A 16,443-nucleotide genomic window follows, 5' to 3' on the forward strand; every position below is an offset into this window, starting at 1 on the left:
CCTAATTATGCGGAAAAGCCCTTGAAATAAAATTCAAGGGCTTTTCTTTTTTAAAAGGGTAACATCTGCCCCATAAAAATCTCTATTTTTGTGCTCAAATCTTTATTTTGATGTCTCAGAATCAAAAAAACCCTTCGAGGTACACTATTACAGCTGCACTACCCTATACTAATGGTCCTATTCATATTGGGCATTTGGCAGGAGTTTATGTGCCAGCCGATATTTATTCAAGATACTTGCGATTAAAAGGTAATGATGTTGCCTTTGTTTGTGGTAGTGATGAACATGGTGTGGCCATTTCAATGAAAGCCAAAAAAGAAGGCACTACACCTCAGGCCATTATCGATAAATATCATGCTATAATAAAACAGTCTTTTAAAGATTTTGGAATTACGTTTGATAATTATTCTAGAACCTCAGCAAAAATTCATCATGAAACAGCATCGGAATTTTTTACCAAAATGCATAATGATGGTAATTTTATCGAAGAAACTACAGAACAGTTGTTTGATGCTGAAGCAAATCAGTTTTTGGCGGACCGATTTGTAGTTGGCACATGCCCAAAATGTGGCCACGAAGAAGCCTATGGTGATCAATGTGAAAATTGTGGTTCTACTTTAAATGCAACCGATTTAATAAATCCAAAATCCACCATTACGGGAGCTGTGCCTACACTAAAACAAACCAAACACTGGTTTTTACCGTTAGACAGGTCAGAAAATTTCTTAAAAGAATGGATATTAGAAGGACATAAAAAAGATTGGAAGCCAAATGTTTATGGACAATGTAAATCGTGGATAGACGATGGTTTAAAACCACGTGCAGTAACGCGTGACTTAGATTGGGGAATACCTGTACCTGTAGGGGGTGGCGAAGGAAAAGTGCTTTATGTTTGGTTCGATGCTCCAATTGGGTACGTGTCCTCAACCAAAGAATGGGCAGCACGCGAAGGAAAAGATTGGGAACCCTACTGGAAAGATAAAGGCACCAAAATGGTCCATTTTATCGGCAAGGATAATATTGTTTTTCACTGTATTATTTTCCCTGCTATTCTTAAAGCAATGGGAGATTATATTTTACCAGACAATGTGCCTGCCAATGAGTTTTTAAATCTTGAAGGCAACAAATTATCAACCTCCAAAAACTGGGCGGTATGGTTGCATGAGTATTTACAAGAATTTCCGGACATGCAAGATGTATTGCGTTATACATTAACGGCCAATGCTCCAGAAACAAAGGATAACGACTTTACTTGGAAAGATTTTCAAGCCAGGAATAACAATGAACTAGTTGCCATATTTGGTAATTTTATAAATAGAGTTGCCGTACTAACCCATAAATATTATGGAGGTGAAGTATCTATTGCTGGAAATCTATCTGAAGTAGATCAAGATGTACTTACCCAATTAAAAAAATATCCCGAGATTATATCCAGTTCTATAGAAAGATATCGATTTAGAGAAGCGGGTCAAGAACTAATGAACTTGGCTAGACTAGGAAATAAATACTTGGCTGATGAGGAGCCTTGGAAACTCATAAAAACTGATGAAGAACGTGTAAAAACGGTAATGAATATTGCGCTCCAAATAGCGACAGGATTAGCCGTTCTGAGTGAGCCTTTTTTACCTTTTACATCAGCCAAACTCAAAAACATTCTCAACGTCCGGTCGAGCACTTCGTCTCCGCTCGGCACTGGTTCCATCGAAGGGTTTCTTCATTGGAACGACGTCTCTACAAAAGAAATCCTACTCCCAGCAGGACACACAATAAACAAAGCAGAACTACTTTTTAGAAAAGTAGAAGATTCAGAAATAGAAGCACAACTAGCAAAATTAGAAGCCATTAAAAAGTCTAATGCTTCAGCAAGCTTAGCAGAAAACAAAGAACTTATGCCACAAAAAGACACCATTACTTTTGACGATTTTACAAAACTAGATATCCGTGTAGGAACTATTGTAGAAGCCGAAAAAATGCCAAAAACTAAAAAGCTTTTAGTCTTAAAAGTTGATACTGGTCTAGATACAAGAACCATAGTTTCTGGGATTGCAGAAAGTTTTTCACCTGAAGAAGTTATAGGCAAAAAAGTTACGGTTCTTATTAACCTAGCTCCACGCGCATTACGTGGTGTAGATAGCGAAGGAATGATTTTGATGACGGAAGATGAAGAAGGTAAATTGGTTTTTGTAAACCCAGATGCGGATGGTGTTGGAAATGGAGCTGGTATCAGTTAAACAATTTAGTTTTGTTTAGGACAAACACATTCGTAACTTTACTTTGATTTAAACAATTCTACTATGCTTTCAAAACAATTAGAAACTGCTTTAAACAACCAAATAAGAATTGAGGCTGAATCTTCCCAGACCTATCTTTCCATGGCTTCATGGGCAGAAACTAAAGGTCTAGAAGGTATTGCTCAGTTTATGTACAAACAATCTGATGAGGAACGTATGCATATGCTTAAACTTGTAAAGTATGTAAACGAGCGTGGAGGGCATGCTAAAATTTCCGATTTAAAGGCTCCTAAAACTGAATTTGGAAGCTTTCAGAAAATGTTTCAGGAATTGCTAGAGCACGAGATTTTTGTAAGCAATAGCATTAATGAGTTGGTGCATATTACCCTAGAAAATAAGGACTATGCCACACATAACTTCTTACAGTGGTATGTAGCCGAACAAATTGAAGAAGAAGCCCTTGCCCGCACCATTTTAGATAAAATTAATCTAATTGGCAATGATAAAGGTGGACTCTATCTTTTTGATAGGGATGTACAGCAAATTACCATTACAAGTGCTGCAGCTCCAGAACCACCTCAATAATTTAACAATTACTCTTATTTAGATTTAATTAAAATAGTTATTTTTGGTTCCTTATTACCTTCAGTGGTATATGGGCAAAAAGAAAATTAAAAAAGAGCAGAAAAAAACTGCTCTTAAAAAATTTGTGGCAGAAGGTTGTAAAACTAAATGTTGCAAAAAATATAAAAAATCCGAAAGCAAACGCTGTGGTAGTTGCCCTTGTTTTGATTTGATGAAGAAAGTGGCTTAACATAGCCTATTATAAATAAAGTCTCGACTCCGCTCGACCAGACAATCATATTGCACCTACAATCTATTAAAACAAAACAAGAACCATAGTCAGAATTTATAAACGTTTATACAAAATGGACGTCAAATAATTATTTCAAGGCCATCCCTTGTCGGGTCGAGCGGAGTCGAGACCTCCTACTCTCTTTCCAAAAATTCTGAATGCGAATCATTTCTGCATTCGGATAATAATTGAAGTAAATCAAAATCCTTCTTTGCCAAGACCAATTTCTTTTTAGCACTCCATTTCTTTATTTTCTTTTCAAAATATATTGCCTGTACAATATCATTAAACTCTTGGTAGAAAATCAATTCAACAGGAAGTCTTCTATATGTAAAACAAGTCTTGTTCAACCCTTTTTGATGTTCGGTGAATCTTCTGGAGATATTGTTGGTCACACCGGTATAGGTAAGGCCATCATTACAAAGTAAAATATACACATAGTATTGTTTCATAATAAGCTTAAAGAAGGTCTCGACTCCGCTCGACCAGACAGTAGTATATAGGTGCATTTTTTACAAATCCCATGACAAAACCAAAGATTGTCTGGTCGAGCGGAGTCAAGACCTAAGTCCTGTTTACTTCCCTAACATCAGTAATTCATTACATCTTACTTCTGTAATATATCTTTTCTCCCCTTCTTTTGTTTCATAAGAACGATGTGTCAACTTACCTTCTACGGCAATTTGCTTGCCTTTAGTTAAATAATTCTCTACTATCTCTGCGGTTTTTCCCCAAGCCACAATATTATGCCATTGCGTTTCTTCTACTTTTTCACCTTTAGCATTTTTATAGCTATCGGTTGTCGCAATGGAGAATTTTGCCAACTTGGCTCCCCCATCCATGTTTACAATTTCTGGGTCATTACCCAAATTTCCAATCAACTGTACTTTGTTTCTAAGTGCGTTCATAATAAATAATTTTAATGTTAAACAGTTAATACTATCGAGTCACCATGACTTGACACTGCAAACATAGAATAGGTTCCAAAAAAGATTCGGTCGGGAATTGTTTATTTTCGTTTACAAACGTTTGTTGTCGATTATTATTTTTAATGAATAGGCATCTATCACCATTAAGTTTACCTGTTGATAAACTGTTCATAACTAATAGACTTAAAATCTTATTTGTAGTATTTTTCTGATCAACTTTGTTATTGTATAATTTCTAGGTATGTCATTGATTGATTTAGACGATTTAAAGAGGGAGCGAAATAGGCTAATGAAAAAGCTTCATTTAGTGGATTCTCTTATTAATGAATATGCCAATATTGACCCAGAACTTGATTTTAACCATTACATGGTATTTGGTTCAAGGATGGATGATGAAACAGATCCTGCATTCATAGAAAAAGATGATTTTCCAATAGAGAGTACATGGTTGAACCAACTTACATATTTGCTTGATAAACACGAAAGGTTTTTAGGAAACACCGAAATGGCAGAACTATTGTTGCCTTATTATCCAGAAAAAAATGTGGATGGTCTTAAAAGGCGGGTTTCAGTAGTTATTTCAGATGCTTTTAAAAATAAAAAAGTTAGAGGTTTGATTAAATTAAAAATTTCTAGTTTGCCCCAAGGTTTTGTTTGGGGCTACACTAAATGGCTGGATTCAAATGGTGGTATAAGACAAAAATTCAAGCCTTTTAGATATGAAAAAAGCCCCACGTTATGGGGCTAAAATACAGTTGTGCTAAGGAGATAGGCCCGAACTGATGTTCGTACATTGCTTAAGGCACTTCAATAGACGAGAAAATCAAAGTATGCCGTCTCTCATTAGGATAGGGCTTTGAATAATTACCGTCGAAAGAGGGAGTAAGTTTGACCGCTGCTCCCTTTTTTCATATTCCAAATCTATGAATTTGAAAGGTCGGATCCAAGGCTTTTTGCAATTATTTACAATTTATATAGCGGTTCTGTAGTGTTTTTTGAAATTAATGTGTCAATAGGCGGCTCACCTTGTCAATGTTTTGTCTTATTCCCATCCACACGTCAACATTTTATTCTGAATACCCATTTATTTATAATCAATCACTTATTCTCCCTTGTCCCATGTTGATTATAGATGCCCATCTATAGGCATTATTCAAAAAAATCAAAAAAAGATATGCTATATTAGATTTATATTTGAAGCCTATATAGTACTATGTTTTCTTACTCCAAAAACTTTTTTTTAATAGTTCTCTTAGCACTTAATAACTTGCTTCTTTTTTCTCAAGACAAAAAAATGAATGATACAATAGAAAAAACAAAAGCCTTGGGAAAGGATTCGCTAATACAATTAGCAAGCAGTATTATGAAGACCAAATATCCCAATTTAAAAATAGATTCCAAGGATTTTGAAATAACAGTTTGGGGAAATAAAAAAGAGGTTTCAGTAAAATACAAAAGACTTATTAAATATATTCCTGAAGGAAAAAATGAAAGTGATTTTATTTATAATTTTTCGGTTAATATAATAAGTAAGAGAATTATTCCTTTTGACATACAGGGTGTAGAAAAATTTTATATTCCCACCAAAAAGGATATTAAGAATATTGAATTCGTAAAAGAAAAATTTGGACTACCCAATCCAAGTTTTGATAATATAGTGTCTGAACAGGATACTTTGTATATCATAAATTTAGAGAATGATGTTGCTTTTGGAAAATACTTTATAGACAAAAAAACTGGAGAAGAAACTATTGGTTCCATCCAGGGAAGTTATGCGCCAATGCCTTCTCAAGGCATGCCCATCATAACTGATACTGACCCTTTAATAGAAATAAAAGACTAGCATTCCACTAGCTGTTAATCCGATTAATCACTCCATCCTTTCAGGAACTCTCAAAACAGATTTTTGAGCCAATTTCGGTTTTTTATCCCTATTGTATAAAAGTGTATAATTGGTTCTATTGGCTATTGGGTAGCCATTTTTCCATGACATATCATCATGTACTCCCCAAAGGGTCACTCTGTCTATTTTGTCTCGCTTTTTATAGAAAATACCGAACAGTTCGGCATATCTATCGGCTAACTCCTTTTGTTGCGGAGCAGGCAAACTATCTGGATAAGGATTTAAAAACTCTCTAAATTCTTCCAATTGATATTGTGGGTGCAACATTCCCGTACCAATAATCTGACCTTCTTTGGTCAAGGGCAGTACATCTACATCCAGCTCAGTAATCATTACTTTTACTCCCAGAGAAGCAAAAGAATCAATCGCAGCTTCTATATATTCAGTCTTAGGATAATTTAGTCCCCAATGTCCTTGAATGCCCACACCATCTATACGGATTCCTTCCTTTTGCAACATTCTTACCAAACGTACAATCCCATCTCTTTTTTCTGGTCTCCAGGCATTAAAATCATTGTAATAGAGTTCCGTATCCGGGGCGTACTCACTGGCGTATTTAAAAGAGAGTTTCACCAATTCATCTCCATTACCAATCCCATTTACCCATGTAGTAGGCCTATAAGAACCATCGTTGTCTATCACTTCGTTTACCACGTCCCATGCATGTACTTTACCTGCATATCTACCCGCAACAGCCTCTATATGGGAACGTAAACGTTCTTTTTGCTTTTCTGGAGTATTGGGGTTCCCGTTTTCATCCTGAAAGAACCATACTGGAGTTTGGTTATGCCAAACCAAGGTATGCCCAATAACAAACATATTGTTCTTTTTTCCAAAAGCAACATAGTCATCCGCAGGGCCAAAATTATAAATCCCTGGCTCTGGATTAATAGGACCTGCTTTCATTGCATTTTCTATTGTTATGGTATTAAATTGTTCCAAAACAATCTCTTGTGTGACCTTATCTGCTCCAGAAACAATGGCTCCATTTAGAGCGCTTCCTATTAAAAAAGAACCATTATAAGCCCCTTTTAATGTTGTTGGTGATATCGCTGCTTCTTGTTTGGTTTCAGTTTCTGCACAACTATTAAGAATCAAAAGTGCTGTTAGACAAAAAATGTATTTTTTCATTGGTTTGTAGAATTTGATGAACAAATTAATCATTTTTTGCTCATTTAGGTTTTGAGGGAGCTAAAACTATCTCATTATTATTAAAAATTAAGATAGATATAGATCGATGTACTGTTATACTATTTATGTGGTGTTTTCGTTTTTATAGTTGTTATAAGGTGTTGATGAACAGATTTTTAACATTGGTATTACTTAAAACTTCCAAATCTTAACCCCATGAAATATCCATTTTACAGCTTTACCTGGCTTCTTTTCTTTTTGATTTTCTTGTCTTGTTCACAAGATACTATAGAACCTATTCTAAATGAAGAAAATAGTTCCAATGAAGAACAAATAGATGACTCCAATACTGAAGAAGAAGAAGAAGAAGAGAATGAGGAAACTGAAGAGGAAGAAACATCCGAAAATGAAATTGAAATCAACGGAACGGTTTGGAGCTTGTTTAATAAAGGTGTTTTCTCTGTTACGACCACAGCTACTGGTCTCAATTTAGATTTAGAACAAAATGCTATTTGGTACCACAGTGACCAAGGTGGACTTATATACCAAACAATATCGGGAGATTTTACCTTTGTCGCAACAGTAAATGTTAGGCGCCAAAGCAACGAAATGCTGGCTCCAAATTGCGAGGTTTGCTTGGGAGGACTCATGGCCCGTAACCCAGATGAAACAAATAGTGAAAACTATGTGCATTTGGTAGCAGGTAATACCCCAGAAACCGTAAATGATGGCGTGGATGAGATTGGTGTGGAGCACAAGTCTACTACCAATGGTAATTCTACTTTTGAACCAGTTCCGCAAGACTCTTCTAATCACGAATTAAGAATGGTAAGAAGTGGTAGTACATTTTCACTCTATTCCCGCACTATTAATGCAACGGAATGGAACTTAATCATGACCTATGACAGGCCAGATTTACCGAACACCTTACAAGTAGGTTTTAATATCTATACATCTGTATCTGCCAATGCGGGTGTAGCAGATTTAAGGGTTATGTACGAGAATATTTCTTTGGAAATGAACTAAAGTTCTATTGCAGCTATATTTTCTAAAATTAACTCTTTGTAACTCTCTGGTAAGTCATAATCTTGAATATTGTTCTTTATGAACAGCACATCATTTTCAACTTCTTTATTATATCCTAAAATTGAAGGAATATGAGTCTGTGTCATCACTCGCACATATCTACCCTCAATATCCTGAGGGTTATTTATGATGTATTCTTCTAACAGATTTTTACCCTGTTTAAAATACTTTAATTTCCTATGCGGAAAAAAGCTATACTTTGCTTTTTGCATAATTGCAGAAGCTCTATAGGGCTTAATCCAATAACAATCAGTGTCTTTTGTATCATTCAAAAAACCCAACAATTTTTGTTCAGAATTTATTTTATGATACGTGTACCTATGCAATTCAATATCCTCACAATCAAAACCAAAACCAGCAAGTATAATTGTAATAAGCAGTAGTAGGAATTTCATATTCTAATAATGGATATACTAAACTAATTGTGATGGTATTTTTAATGTTTCAATCATTTTCTCTACCGTTAATACTCTAATATTATTAGGAAGTTTGTCTTTTTTAATTTCGTTCGTTTTATTACCAAGTACCCATAAATCGCTATTGCATTTGGAAAGAATTTCCTGGTTCAATTCATTTAAATATTCGTGAACTTTCCCAGTCTTGGGTTCAACCGTAAAATAGGTGACAAACGTTATTTCATCTTCTAAATTCAAAAAAGATTTAAGTGAACTTATTGGTAGTGATTGCCCTAAGTAAATAGTGGAGTAACCAGATTTTAAAACCTCATAATTTATATAAAGCAAGCCTATTTCATGTATTTCGTTTAAAGGTAAGAACATAATAAAGGGCTTGTTTTGATACTTTGGTACTCTACTAGAAATCCTTTCTGTGGCCAGTAAAATTTTCTGCTTTATCAATGATGTTATAAAATGTTCATGTGCAGGGTTTATAGTATTGGTATGCCAAAGCAATCCTATTTCATTTAAAAAAGGAATGAAATAAGAAACATAGATTTTCTGAAAATCTTTCTGCTCTGCCAGTTCTTGATAAACTTTATTAAAAAGGAGTTGGTCAAAGTTGAGCATTGCCAACTTTAAATCATTGATTACTTTATTTTTTACTGCTTTTTCTGAAATTATATTTTTGCATGCTGATATAATTTCTGCTTCTGACAAATAGGAAATTTTAGAAATTTTAAATCCGTTTTCGTACAATACAATAATGTTCAACAGCTTTTTAAGCGTTTCCTGGCTATAAAAACGGATATTGGTATCCGTACGTTTTGGAGACAAAAGATTATACCTCTTCTCCCATATTCTAATTGTATGAGCCTTTATTCCACAAAGGTTCTCTAAATCTTTTATGCTAAAAACAGTCTTTATATTGTTTGCCAAAATCTCTTTTATGTTAAACAAAAATATAGCATTAATTTAAATACTACTTAATGGGTTTTGCTTTCCTTTTATCAACTTAAACTTCTCAATAAGAATAATGTTCAAGAACAACATGTTAAATGCATAACCAATGTCCTCTAATGGGATTGTACCAATCCGAATACCTAGATTTTCATCATTATTGTACCATACAACCTCATCTGGAATATAGCTGCCCGTTAAAATTCCGTTTACAATAAAGAAGGGAACTAGTATTATCAAAAAAGAAAGGTAGAAAACCTGTAATTCTTTTACTTGAGTAAGTAGTCCATAAAATAGAAGCAGAAATAAAAATCCAAAATTATAAAAGGTATAAGCCTTATCAGAATTAAACACCAAAACCATAAATAACGTTACCAGTGCAAAAATTGTAATAATTCTTGTGGTTACAGGGCCTAACTCTATTTTAGGGAAAAAATGCTGAAATGAATAATGGATAAAAATGCTGGCATAGGGAATGCAAACAAAAAAAAGCCACTCTTCTATGGGCAGATTAAAAATGTAAAGTCCAACCAAATAAGCATCATTAAAGCCCCATATTCCATTTTGGGTAAAAATAATATCCCAGACGATAAACAAGATAGCCACAATAAAAATGGACAGAAAAACTTGCTTCCACCATCGTATAAAATTCATTTTTTTATTAAAACTATATAGGAAAGGAATACTTATAGAGGCAAAATTTAAAATTAAATAAAGTGCCATTATATTTTAAAATATTTAAATGGAACCAGTAACATCCCAAAACATTCCCCTTCTTCTTTCCCTAAATGCTTGTGATGGGTTTTATGTGCTTTTCGCAACCCAATAAGATACCTGTTGTTTGTCTTTTTAAACCATTTAAAACGTTGGTGTATTAAAACATCATGTATTAAAAAATAGGCAATACCATAACATAAAATCCCTAATCCAATAAAGAACCTATAATTAACTCCATTTTGAAACCCAAAATAAAAGAGAGCTATACTTGGAATGGCAAAAATGATAAAAAAGACATCGTTACGTTCAAAGGTGTCTGGGTATTTTGGTTGGTGGTGATCTTCATGGAAATACCACATAAACCCATGCATAACAAACCTATGCGCTAGCCATGTTACACCTTCCATTAATAAAAAAGTGACTATAGTTATTGCTATGTATAGACCAATCATACTGCTATAATAAATTCAATTTATAAGTTACAAAAGATTTAGCAAGTAGTCCCAGTTTATATGGGTTGGACACCCTAATTCTTGTATTCATAATTTTTTGAGATGGTGTCCTTTTTAACTTCTTTAGAAGACGATTGTAATATAGATAGGCCGTGTATACTCCAAATTTTGCCTCTTTAGGGAGTTTTTTAATTCCTTTATATGCCTGTCTAAAATCCTTCTCTATTTCTTCAATGATTTTTAACTTAGATTCTGAATCTAAATCCGCCATATTTACATTGGGAAAATAGGTTCTGTTTAGCACTTCATAATCATCCTTTAAATCCCTTAAAAAATTCACTTTCTGAAAAGCAGAGCCCAAGCACATGGCCGATTCCTTTAGTTCATTATACTTGTTTTGATTTCCTTTAACAAAAACCTTTAAACACATTAAACCCACTACATCTGCAGAGCCATAAATGTATTTCTCATATTCCTCCTTATTATAATCAGACTTGTACAAGTCCTGTTTCATGCTTTTCAAAAAATCCTGAATCAATTCATCATTAATGCCATACTGCTTAACAGTTAATTGAAATGTATGAAGAATAGGGTTTAAACTAATACCAGCTTCAAAGGCCTTATAATAATCAGTTTCAAACTCCTTAATTAATTTTTCTTTGTCAAAATCATGAAAAGAATCTACAATTTCATCAGCAAATCGCACAAAACCATAGACGCTATAAATTGCATTTCTAATAGACGGAGAAAGCATTTTAACAGCCAATGAAAAAGAGGTGCTGTATGTCTTTGTAACCAGCTTGCTACAATTTACAGAAACATCGTCAAATATCTTTTTCATATCATTTAGAAATTAAAAATTGTTTTTCAATTAGACTTGCGGCTATTTTACCAGATATTAAAGCTGGTGGTACACCGGGACCAGGAACGGTTAGCTGTCCAGTAAAAAATAAATTCCCAACCTTTTTACTTTTTATTTTTGGTCTTAAAAAAGCCGTTTGTCTTAATGTATTTGCCAATCCGTATGCATTTCCTTTATATGAATTGTAATCCTTTACAAAATCCTGTACGCAATACGATTCCTTAAAAAGGACATGCTTTTTTACTTCTTGATTCGTAAGTTTTTCGAATCTATCTATAACTTGGTCAAAATAGTATTCCCTAATCTCTGGCACATCTTTTAAGCCTGGCGCAATGGGAATTAAAAAAACCGCAGCTTCTTTACCCATGGGTGCAAAAGACCCATCTGTAATACTGGGAAAACTACCATAAAACAAGGGTTTTTTTGGCCATGAAGGATTGTCATATATTGCTTTGGCGTGCTCATCAAAGACAGTATCAAAAAACAGGGTATGATGTGATACATTATTAAGTTTTTTATTAAATCCAACATAAAAAAGAAGCGATGAGGGTGCAAAGGTTTTTTTACTCCAATACTTTTTAGAGTATTGCCTGTAGGTAATATCTAATAAGCTTTCTGTGTGATGGTAATCTGCTCCACTCAGAACAATGTCCGCTTCCACCAACTCATTGTTGACCATAACGCCTTTAGCTACGCCTTTTTCAACTACAATTTTATTTACGGCACTATTGGTTTTAATGGAAACTCCCAAACTTAGGGCCAAATCTTCCATTGCTTTGACCACCTGAAACATACCGCCCTTTGGATGCCAAGTACCAAGTCCAAAATCTGCATAGTTCATGAAATTATAGAAAGAAGGGGTATCGCTTGGTTTTGCTCCCAAAAAAAGGACTGGAAATTCAAGTATCTGAATGAGTTTTTGACTTTTAATTTTTTTTCTTACCTGCTTACTAACACTTGTAAAAAATTGATGCAATCTTTTAATGGTTACGGGCGTAATTAATTCAGTAATAGATTCGCCAGGCTTGTAAACCAAATCTTTTATGGCAACTTCATAATTAGATTTTGCAGCACTTATAAACTCCATTAAATATTTTGAGCTTCCTTTTTCTTCATTTTCAAAAACCGCACATATTTCTGATAGGTTATCCGGTATTATAATGGATTCCTGTTTGTTAAAAAAAACTTCATAAGCTGGACTCAATTTTTCTAGTTTATAGAAATCGGATGGTTTCTTATCAAAATCTTTAAAAAACCGCTCAAAAACATCAGGCATCCAATACCATGTCGGGCCCATGTCAAACTTAAATCCATGCTTTTTTAGAACTCTGGCCCTACCACCAATTGAATGGTTTTTTTCCACTACCGTAACGGTATAACCCCTTTTTGCGAGATAGCAAGAAGCCGCCAAAGAGGAAAATCCAGAACCAAGAACAAGTACTTTATATTTCATTTTGTTTAACAAATATATAAAAATATTAAACAAAATAATAATTAGTCCCAGTCACCATCTTTAATAATTAATGTTTTAAATCTTATCAGTATCTTAGAAAAGAAATTAAGTTTATTAAAACACACACCATGAAAAAGATTGTTTTACCCCTGTTTATCTTTATTTGTACAGCTTTTAGCTATGCGCAGAACAAGAATTTTATAGACCAGCCCTATCTGGAAACCATGGCTAAAGTTGATACCTTGGTTACGCCAGATAAAATCTTCCTTAACATAACCATTACAGAACAAGATTCCAAAGGGCGAAAATCTGTTGAAGAGCAAGAAAATAAAATGGCTCGTAGCCTTACTGCTTTGGGAATAGATATTAAAAAGCAACTGGTCATAGATGACCTTAGCAGTAACTTTAAGAAATACTTTTTAAGGTCAAAAGAAGTATTAAAAAGCAAACGATATACACTATTGGTGTATGATGGTAAAAAGGCAGCAGAAGTATTGGTAGCCTTAGAGAAGTTGGATATTTCTAATACCTATTTGCAAAAAACCGAATATTCAAAAATGGAAGCTTTAGAACTGTCTTTAAAATCCAAGGCGGCAGCAAAGGCCTTAAAAAAAGCGGAAGCCCTTACCCAGCCCCTAAACCAAAAGGTGGGAATTGCCATTCATATTTCGGATACTTCTACTCCATATTATCCTAGATATAATGAAAGGGTTCAAATGAAAACAATGGCTATGGATGGAATGGCTGAGGCAGCACCTCTTGACCTTGATTTCGAAAAAATAAAGGTAGAAACAACTGTAAATATTAAATTTAAACTGGAATAATCATCGCCATGAAGAAACTAGCCGAACAAACCACAGAAAAACTAAAAGCAACGGAAAAAAATCTTAAAACCACCTTGCTCATTTTATTGGGTCTTATTTTATTTTACATTGGGTTTATGTCTTACAAAATGGCCAATGGGGGTTATGAGAATACCTCCATAATGACCGTAGCTCCTATTGTTTTCATAATAATATCACTTGCTGTAAGCACCCTAAAAAATAAAATTACCAGTGAACTTAAAAAAAGAGAAAATTCATAGTAAACTTCATATAAAATGAAAAATTTATCCTTTCTATTTATTGGCCTTTTTAGCCTAGTTTCCTTCGCTCAAACCCAATCAATTGTAACATCTCCCACACTTTCTGAGGCATTGCCCTCCAGTGTTGGAATGTCCCAAGAACGTTTGGACAAAATTGACGAAATGTTGATAAAATCTGTTGATGACGGAGATGTTCCAGGTACTATTGCATTAATTGCCAGGAACGGAAAAATTGTATATCACAAAGCATTTGGCATGGCCGATAATGAATCTGGTAGAGTGCTTAGACGTGATGATATTTTTAGAATAGCTTCCCAAACAAAAGCCATTACAGCAACAGCTGTTATGATGCTATGGGAAGAAGGTAAATTTAAATTGGATGACCCTATTTCAATGTACATTCCAGAATTTAAAGACCCACAAGTATTGGATTCTTTTAACGAAGCAGATGGTACATATACTGCAGTTGCAGCAAATAAAGAAATTACCATTCGTCATCTTTTAACACATACCTCTGGTATTGGTTATGGGGTAATTGATGGCGATCAGCGTATTAAAAAAATATATGACAAAGCTGGAGTTACCGATCTATTTACCACAGAAAATATTAGTATTGAAGAAAGTGTAAAAAAATTGGCAAAACTTCCCTTGCACCACAATCCTGGTGAAAAATTCACTTACAGCGAAGGCTTGGATGTACTGGGTTATTTCATTGAAATAGTATCAGGAACCCCCTTTGATGAATTTTTACGTACTAGAATTTTTAACCCATTGGGAATGAACGATACTTGGTTTTATTTGCCAGTGGAGAAGCACAGTCGTTTGGTCTCTGTACAGCATAAAGTTGAAGGGGAATGGGAAAAATACCCCGTTACTTTTTATGATACAGATTACCCTATAAAAGGTGCAAAACGCTTTTTCTCAGGTGGAGCAGGTCTAAGTAGTACCGTAAAAGATTATGCCACTTTTTTACAAATGTATTTAAATGGTGGTGAACTTAATGGTATTAGAATTTTAAGCCGAAAGACGATTGAAGTTATAATGGGCCTACAATTTGATAATGTTTGGGATGATAAGGGTACTCATTATGGGCTGGCCTTTAGAGTGGTTAACCAAACAGGACAAAATACAGGGGGACAAGGAAGTGTAGGGACTTTTAGTTGGGGAGGTTACTTTAATACTCAATATTTTGCAGACCCAAAAGAGAACGTTATTGGTGTTATTTTTAAACAAACCCAGGGTCCAACAACAGATAAGACCAGATGGAAATTTAGTCAATTAGTCTGGAGTGCCATTGATGATTAAGGCATTTATCTTTGGTAAGAAAGTCCTTGTAAAGGGGAGGTACAACTGTGGCAATCTCTTAAACAAATTATCTAAATTTTAAAAACAAGAATGAATTTACCCTTTATAGAAGAAATAGATTTTAAAGGAAAAAACTACACCCAAAACAGACTTCCCAAAGGCGAATATGAGCATTGCACCTTTATCAATTGTAATTTTTCTAATGCCAATCTAACCAATTCTAATTTTTTGGAGTGCGAGTTTATAGATTGTAACCTTAGCAATGCTAATATAACAGCAACATCATTTAAGGAAGTTCTTTTCAAAGATTGTAAGTTATTGGGGTTGCGTTTTGACCAATGCAATGATTTTTTGCTGTCCTTTACTTTTGAGGACTGTGCATTGAACTTGGCCTCTTTTTATAAATTAAAGCTGAAAAAAAATCGTTTTAAAAACTGTGTTTTAGAAGAAGTAGACTTTGTGGAAGCAGATTTTACCGAAGCAATTTTTGACTCTTGTAACCTCAACCGAGCAATTTTTGAAAATACCATTTTGACAAAAGCTGATTTTAGAACATCTCATGATTTCGCTATAGACCCAGAAAACAATCAAATTAAAAAAGCTAAATTCTCTAAGGAGAACATTGCAGGACTTTTGATGAAATATGATATTATAATTGGTTAAAACTAAATTTTAATTTAGAATAAAAATCCGAATTATGACAAAAAAAGAAATAGCAACATCATTTCTAAAATTAGCAGGAGGCGGAAACGTACAAGAAGCATTTACCCAGTTTGTTGCCCCAGATTTTATTCACCATAATCAATATTTCAAAGGAGACAGAGAATCTTTGGCAAAGGCCATGGAAGAGGACCACCAAACAAGTCCCAATAAATCCATAGACATTGAACACTGTTATATAGATGGGAATACTGTTATTACCCATTCTCATGTAGTAAAAGAAAATATGGAAATAGCAGTTGTCCATATCTTTAAGTTCAGAAGTAAAGAAATCATTGAGCTATGGGATTTAGGGCAATTGATTGAAAAGGGCTCCCCAAATGAAAACGGATTATTTTAGAAAGGAAGATTTACTCCTC

At 34.2% G+C, this 16,443-nt stretch carries 20 protein-coding genes; 11 read left to right on the forward strand and 9 right to left on the reverse strand.

The features are described 5' to 3' along the window. Positions 1 to 110 precede the first annotated feature (110 nt). The 3 genes from metG to AC000W_RS06370 all read left to right on the forward strand — a co-directional run bounded on the left by metG (position 111) and on the right by AC000W_RS06370 (position 3,045). Positions 111 to 2,231, forward strand: a complete 2,121-nt coding sequence (gene metG, locus AC000W_RS06360; protein WP_474746950.1) for a methionine--tRNA ligase — start codon at positions 111 to 113, stop codon at positions 2,229 to 2,231. A gap of 63 nt (positions 2,232 to 2,294) precedes the next feature. Continuing rightward, on the forward strand, positions 2,295 to 2,816 hold the full coding sequence (locus AC000W_RS06365) for a ferritin (RefSeq protein WP_474746951.1): 522 nt from the start codon (positions 2,295 to 2,297) through the stop codon (positions 2,814 to 2,816). 70 nt (positions 2,817 to 2,886) lie between these two features. Next, positions 2,887 to 3,045 carry a hypothetical protein gene (locus AC000W_RS06370; RefSeq protein WP_474746952.1) on the forward strand — a complete coding sequence of 53 codons (159 nt, stop codon included), beginning with the start codon at positions 2,887 to 2,889 and terminating at the stop codon, positions 3,043 to 3,045. 176 nt (positions 3,046 to 3,221) lie between these two features. Here AC000W_RS06370 and AC000W_RS06375 read toward each other — a convergent pair whose 3' ends face one another. Together AC000W_RS06375 and AC000W_RS06380 are read right to left on the reverse strand one after the other, a co-directional pair. After that, a complete protein-coding gene (locus AC000W_RS06375; protein WP_474746954.1) occupies positions 3,222 to 3,539 on the reverse strand; it encodes a GIY-YIG nuclease family protein in 318 nt (105 codons plus the stop codon). 123 nt (positions 3,540 to 3,662) lie between these two features. Beyond that, entirely contained in the window at positions 3,663 to 3,995 is a 333-nt protein-coding gene (locus AC000W_RS06380) for a single-stranded DNA-binding protein (protein ID WP_474746955.1), read from the reverse strand. 310 nt (positions 3,996 to 4,305) lie between these two features. Here AC000W_RS06380 and AC000W_RS06385 point away from each other — a divergent pair, with 310 nt between their 5' ends. Together AC000W_RS06385 and AC000W_RS06390 are read left to right on the forward strand one after the other, a co-directional pair. After that, entirely contained in the window at positions 4,306 to 4,764 is a 459-nt protein-coding gene (locus AC000W_RS06385) for a hypothetical protein (protein ID WP_476658667.1), read from the forward strand. A gap of 546 nt (positions 4,765 to 5,310) precedes the next feature. Continuing rightward, on the forward strand, positions 5,311 to 5,859 hold the full coding sequence (locus tag AC000W_RS06390) for a hypothetical protein (protein ID WP_474746958.1): 549 nt from the start codon (positions 5,311 to 5,313) through the stop codon (positions 5,857 to 5,859). Positions 5,860 to 5,886: 27 nt separating this feature from the next. Here AC000W_RS06390 and AC000W_RS06395 read toward each other — a convergent pair whose 3' ends face one another. Continuing rightward, a complete protein-coding gene (locus tag AC000W_RS06395) occupies positions 5,887 to 7,050 on the reverse strand; it encodes an endo-1,4-beta-xylanase (protein WP_474746959.1) in 1,164 nt (387 codons plus the stop codon). A 216-nt stretch (positions 7,051 to 7,266) separates the two neighbouring features. Here AC000W_RS06395 and AC000W_RS06400 point away from each other — a divergent pair, with 216 nt between their 5' ends. Then, positions 7,267 to 8,076 carry a hypothetical protein gene (locus AC000W_RS06400; protein ID WP_474746960.1) on the forward strand — a complete coding sequence of 270 codons (810 nt, stop codon included), beginning with the start codon at positions 7,267 to 7,269 and terminating at the stop codon, positions 8,074 to 8,076. Here the strand turns inward: AC000W_RS06400 and AC000W_RS06405 are convergent. The 6 genes from AC000W_RS06405 to AC000W_RS06430 are packed head-to-tail and all read right to left on the reverse strand — an operon-like array spanning position 8,073 to position 12,975. Then, positions 8,073 to 8,531: a hypothetical protein gene (locus tag AC000W_RS06405; RefSeq protein ID WP_474746962.1), complete on the reverse strand. Its 459-nt coding sequence runs from the start codon at positions 8,529 to 8,531 to the stop codon at positions 8,073 to 8,075. The genes AC000W_RS06400 and AC000W_RS06405 overlap by 4 nt on opposite strands. Positions 8,532 to 8,549: 18 nt before the next feature. Beyond that, positions 8,550 to 9,470: a MerR family transcriptional regulator gene (locus AC000W_RS06410; RefSeq protein ID WP_474746963.1), complete on the reverse strand. Its 921-nt coding sequence runs from the start codon at positions 9,468 to 9,470 to the stop codon at positions 8,550 to 8,552. Positions 9,471 to 9,506: 36 nt separating this feature from the next. Next, the gene (locus tag AC000W_RS06415) at positions 9,507 to 10,214 is read right to left on the reverse strand and encodes a lycopene cyclase domain-containing protein (RefSeq protein ID WP_474746965.1); all 708 of its coding nucleotides are present in this window, start codon (positions 10,212 to 10,214) and stop codon (positions 9,507 to 9,509) included. Continuing rightward, entirely contained in the window at positions 10,214 to 10,660 is a 447-nt protein-coding gene (locus AC000W_RS06420; RefSeq protein ID WP_474746966.1) for a sterol desaturase family protein, read from the reverse strand. The genes AC000W_RS06415 and AC000W_RS06420 overlap by 1 nt, the downstream gene beginning before the upstream one ends. A gap of 4 nt (positions 10,661 to 10,664) precedes the next feature. Next, entirely contained in the window at positions 10,665 to 11,501 is an 837-nt protein-coding gene (locus AC000W_RS06425; protein ID WP_474746968.1) for a phytoene/squalene synthase family protein, read from the reverse strand. Between the two features lies 1 nt (position 11,502). Beyond that, the gene (locus tag AC000W_RS06430; RefSeq protein WP_474746969.1) at positions 11,503 to 12,975 is read right to left on the reverse strand and encodes a phytoene desaturase family protein; all 1,473 of its coding nucleotides are present in this window, start codon (positions 12,973 to 12,975) and stop codon (positions 11,503 to 11,505) included. 128 nt (positions 12,976 to 13,103) lie between these two features. Here AC000W_RS06430 and AC000W_RS06435 point away from each other — a divergent pair, with 128 nt between their 5' ends. From AC000W_RS06435 to AC000W_RS06455, 5 genes are all read left to right on the forward strand, one after another. Then, entirely contained in the window at positions 13,104 to 13,799 is a 696-nt protein-coding gene (locus AC000W_RS06435; protein ID WP_474746971.1) for an SIMPL domain-containing protein, read from the forward strand. Positions 13,800 to 13,807: 8 nt separating this feature from the next. Next, the gene (locus AC000W_RS06440; RefSeq protein ID WP_474746973.1) at positions 13,808 to 14,059 is read left to right on the forward strand and encodes a hypothetical protein; all 252 of its coding nucleotides are present in this window, start codon (positions 13,808 to 13,810) and stop codon (positions 14,057 to 14,059) included. Positions 14,060 to 14,074: 15 nt separating this feature from the next. Next, entirely contained in the window at positions 14,075 to 15,364 is a 1,290-nt protein-coding gene (locus tag AC000W_RS06445; protein ID WP_474746974.1) for a serine hydrolase domain-containing protein, read from the forward strand. Between the two features lie 90 nt (positions 15,365 to 15,454). Then, positions 15,455 to 16,027 (forward strand): pentapeptide repeat-containing protein, encoded by a 573-nt coding sequence (locus tag AC000W_RS06450; RefSeq protein WP_474746976.1) that lies wholly within the window; start codon positions 15,455 to 15,457, stop codon positions 16,025 to 16,027. Positions 16,028 to 16,061: 34 nt separating this feature from the next. After that, positions 16,062 to 16,424, forward strand: coding sequence for a nuclear transport factor 2 family protein (locus AC000W_RS06455; protein WP_474746978.1), 363 nt, complete (start codon positions 16,062 to 16,064; stop codon positions 16,422 to 16,424). The last annotated feature ends 19 nt before the right edge of the window (positions 16,425 to 16,443 follow it).

Source organism: Saonia sp. (assembly GCF_056326165.1).

What these genes read in the sequence shown, in the direction of transcription:
- metG (WP_474746950.1), top strand. Translation starts at nt 111, where the DNA reads ATGTCTCAGAATCAAAAAAACCCTTCGAGGTACACTATTACAGCTGCA.
- AC000W_RS06365 (WP_474746951.1), top strand. Translation starts at nt 2,295, where the DNA reads ATGCTTTCAAAACAATTAGAAACTGCTTTAAACAACCAAATAAGAATT.
- AC000W_RS06370 (WP_474746952.1), top strand. Translation starts at nt 2,887, where the DNA reads ATGGGCAAAAAGAAAATTAAAAAAGAGCAGAAAAAAACTGCTCTTAAA.
- AC000W_RS06375 (WP_474746954.1), bottom strand. Translation starts at nt 3,539, where the DNA reads ATGAAACAATACTATGTGTATATTTTACTTTGTAATGATGGCCTTACC.
- AC000W_RS06380 (WP_474746955.1), bottom strand. Translation starts at nt 3,995, where the DNA reads ATGAACGCACTTAGAAACAAAGTACAGTTGATTGGAAATTTGGGTAAT.
- AC000W_RS06385 (WP_476658667.1), top strand. Translation starts at nt 4,306, where the DNA reads ATGAAAAAGCTTCATTTAGTGGATTCTCTTATTAATGAATATGCCAAT.
- AC000W_RS06390 (WP_474746958.1), top strand. Translation starts at nt 5,311, where the DNA reads ATGAATGATACAATAGAAAAAACAAAAGCCTTGGGAAAGGATTCGCTA.
- AC000W_RS06395 (WP_474746959.1), bottom strand. Translation starts at nt 7,050, where the DNA reads ATGAAAAAATACATTTTTTGTCTAACAGCACTTTTGATTCTTAATAGT.
- AC000W_RS06400 (WP_474746960.1), top strand. Translation starts at nt 7,267, where the DNA reads ATGAAATATCCATTTTACAGCTTTACCTGGCTTCTTTTCTTTTTGATT.
- AC000W_RS06405 (WP_474746962.1), bottom strand. Translation starts at nt 8,531, where the DNA reads ATGAAATTCCTACTACTGCTTATTACAATTATACTTGCTGGTTTTGGT.
- AC000W_RS06415 (WP_474746965.1), bottom strand. Translation starts at nt 10,214, where the DNA reads ATGGCACTTTATTTAATTTTAAATTTTGCCTCTATAAGTATTCCTTTC.
- AC000W_RS06420 (WP_474746966.1), bottom strand. Translation starts at nt 10,660, where the DNA reads ATGATTGGTCTATACATAGCAATAACTATAGTCACTTTTTTATTAATG.
- AC000W_RS06425 (WP_474746968.1), bottom strand. Translation starts at nt 11,501, where the DNA reads ATGAAAAAGATATTTGACGATGTTTCTGTAAATTGTAGCAAGCTGGTT.
- AC000W_RS06430 (WP_474746969.1), bottom strand. Translation starts at nt 12,975, where the DNA reads ATGAAATATAAAGTACTTGTTCTTGGTTCTGGATTTTCCTCTTTGGCG.
- AC000W_RS06435 (WP_474746971.1), top strand. Translation starts at nt 13,104, where the DNA reads ATGAAAAAGATTGTTTTACCCCTGTTTATCTTTATTTGTACAGCTTTT.
- AC000W_RS06440 (WP_474746973.1), top strand. Translation starts at nt 13,808, where the DNA reads ATGAAGAAACTAGCCGAACAAACCACAGAAAAACTAAAAGCAACGGAA.
- AC000W_RS06445 (WP_474746974.1), top strand. Translation starts at nt 14,075, where the DNA reads ATGAAAAATTTATCCTTTCTATTTATTGGCCTTTTTAGCCTAGTTTCC.
- AC000W_RS06450 (WP_474746976.1), top strand. Translation starts at nt 15,455, where the DNA reads ATGAATTTACCCTTTATAGAAGAAATAGATTTTAAAGGAAAAAACTAC.
- AC000W_RS06455 (WP_474746978.1), top strand. Translation starts at nt 16,062, where the DNA reads ATGACAAAAAAAGAAATAGCAACATCATTTCTAAAATTAGCAGGAGGC.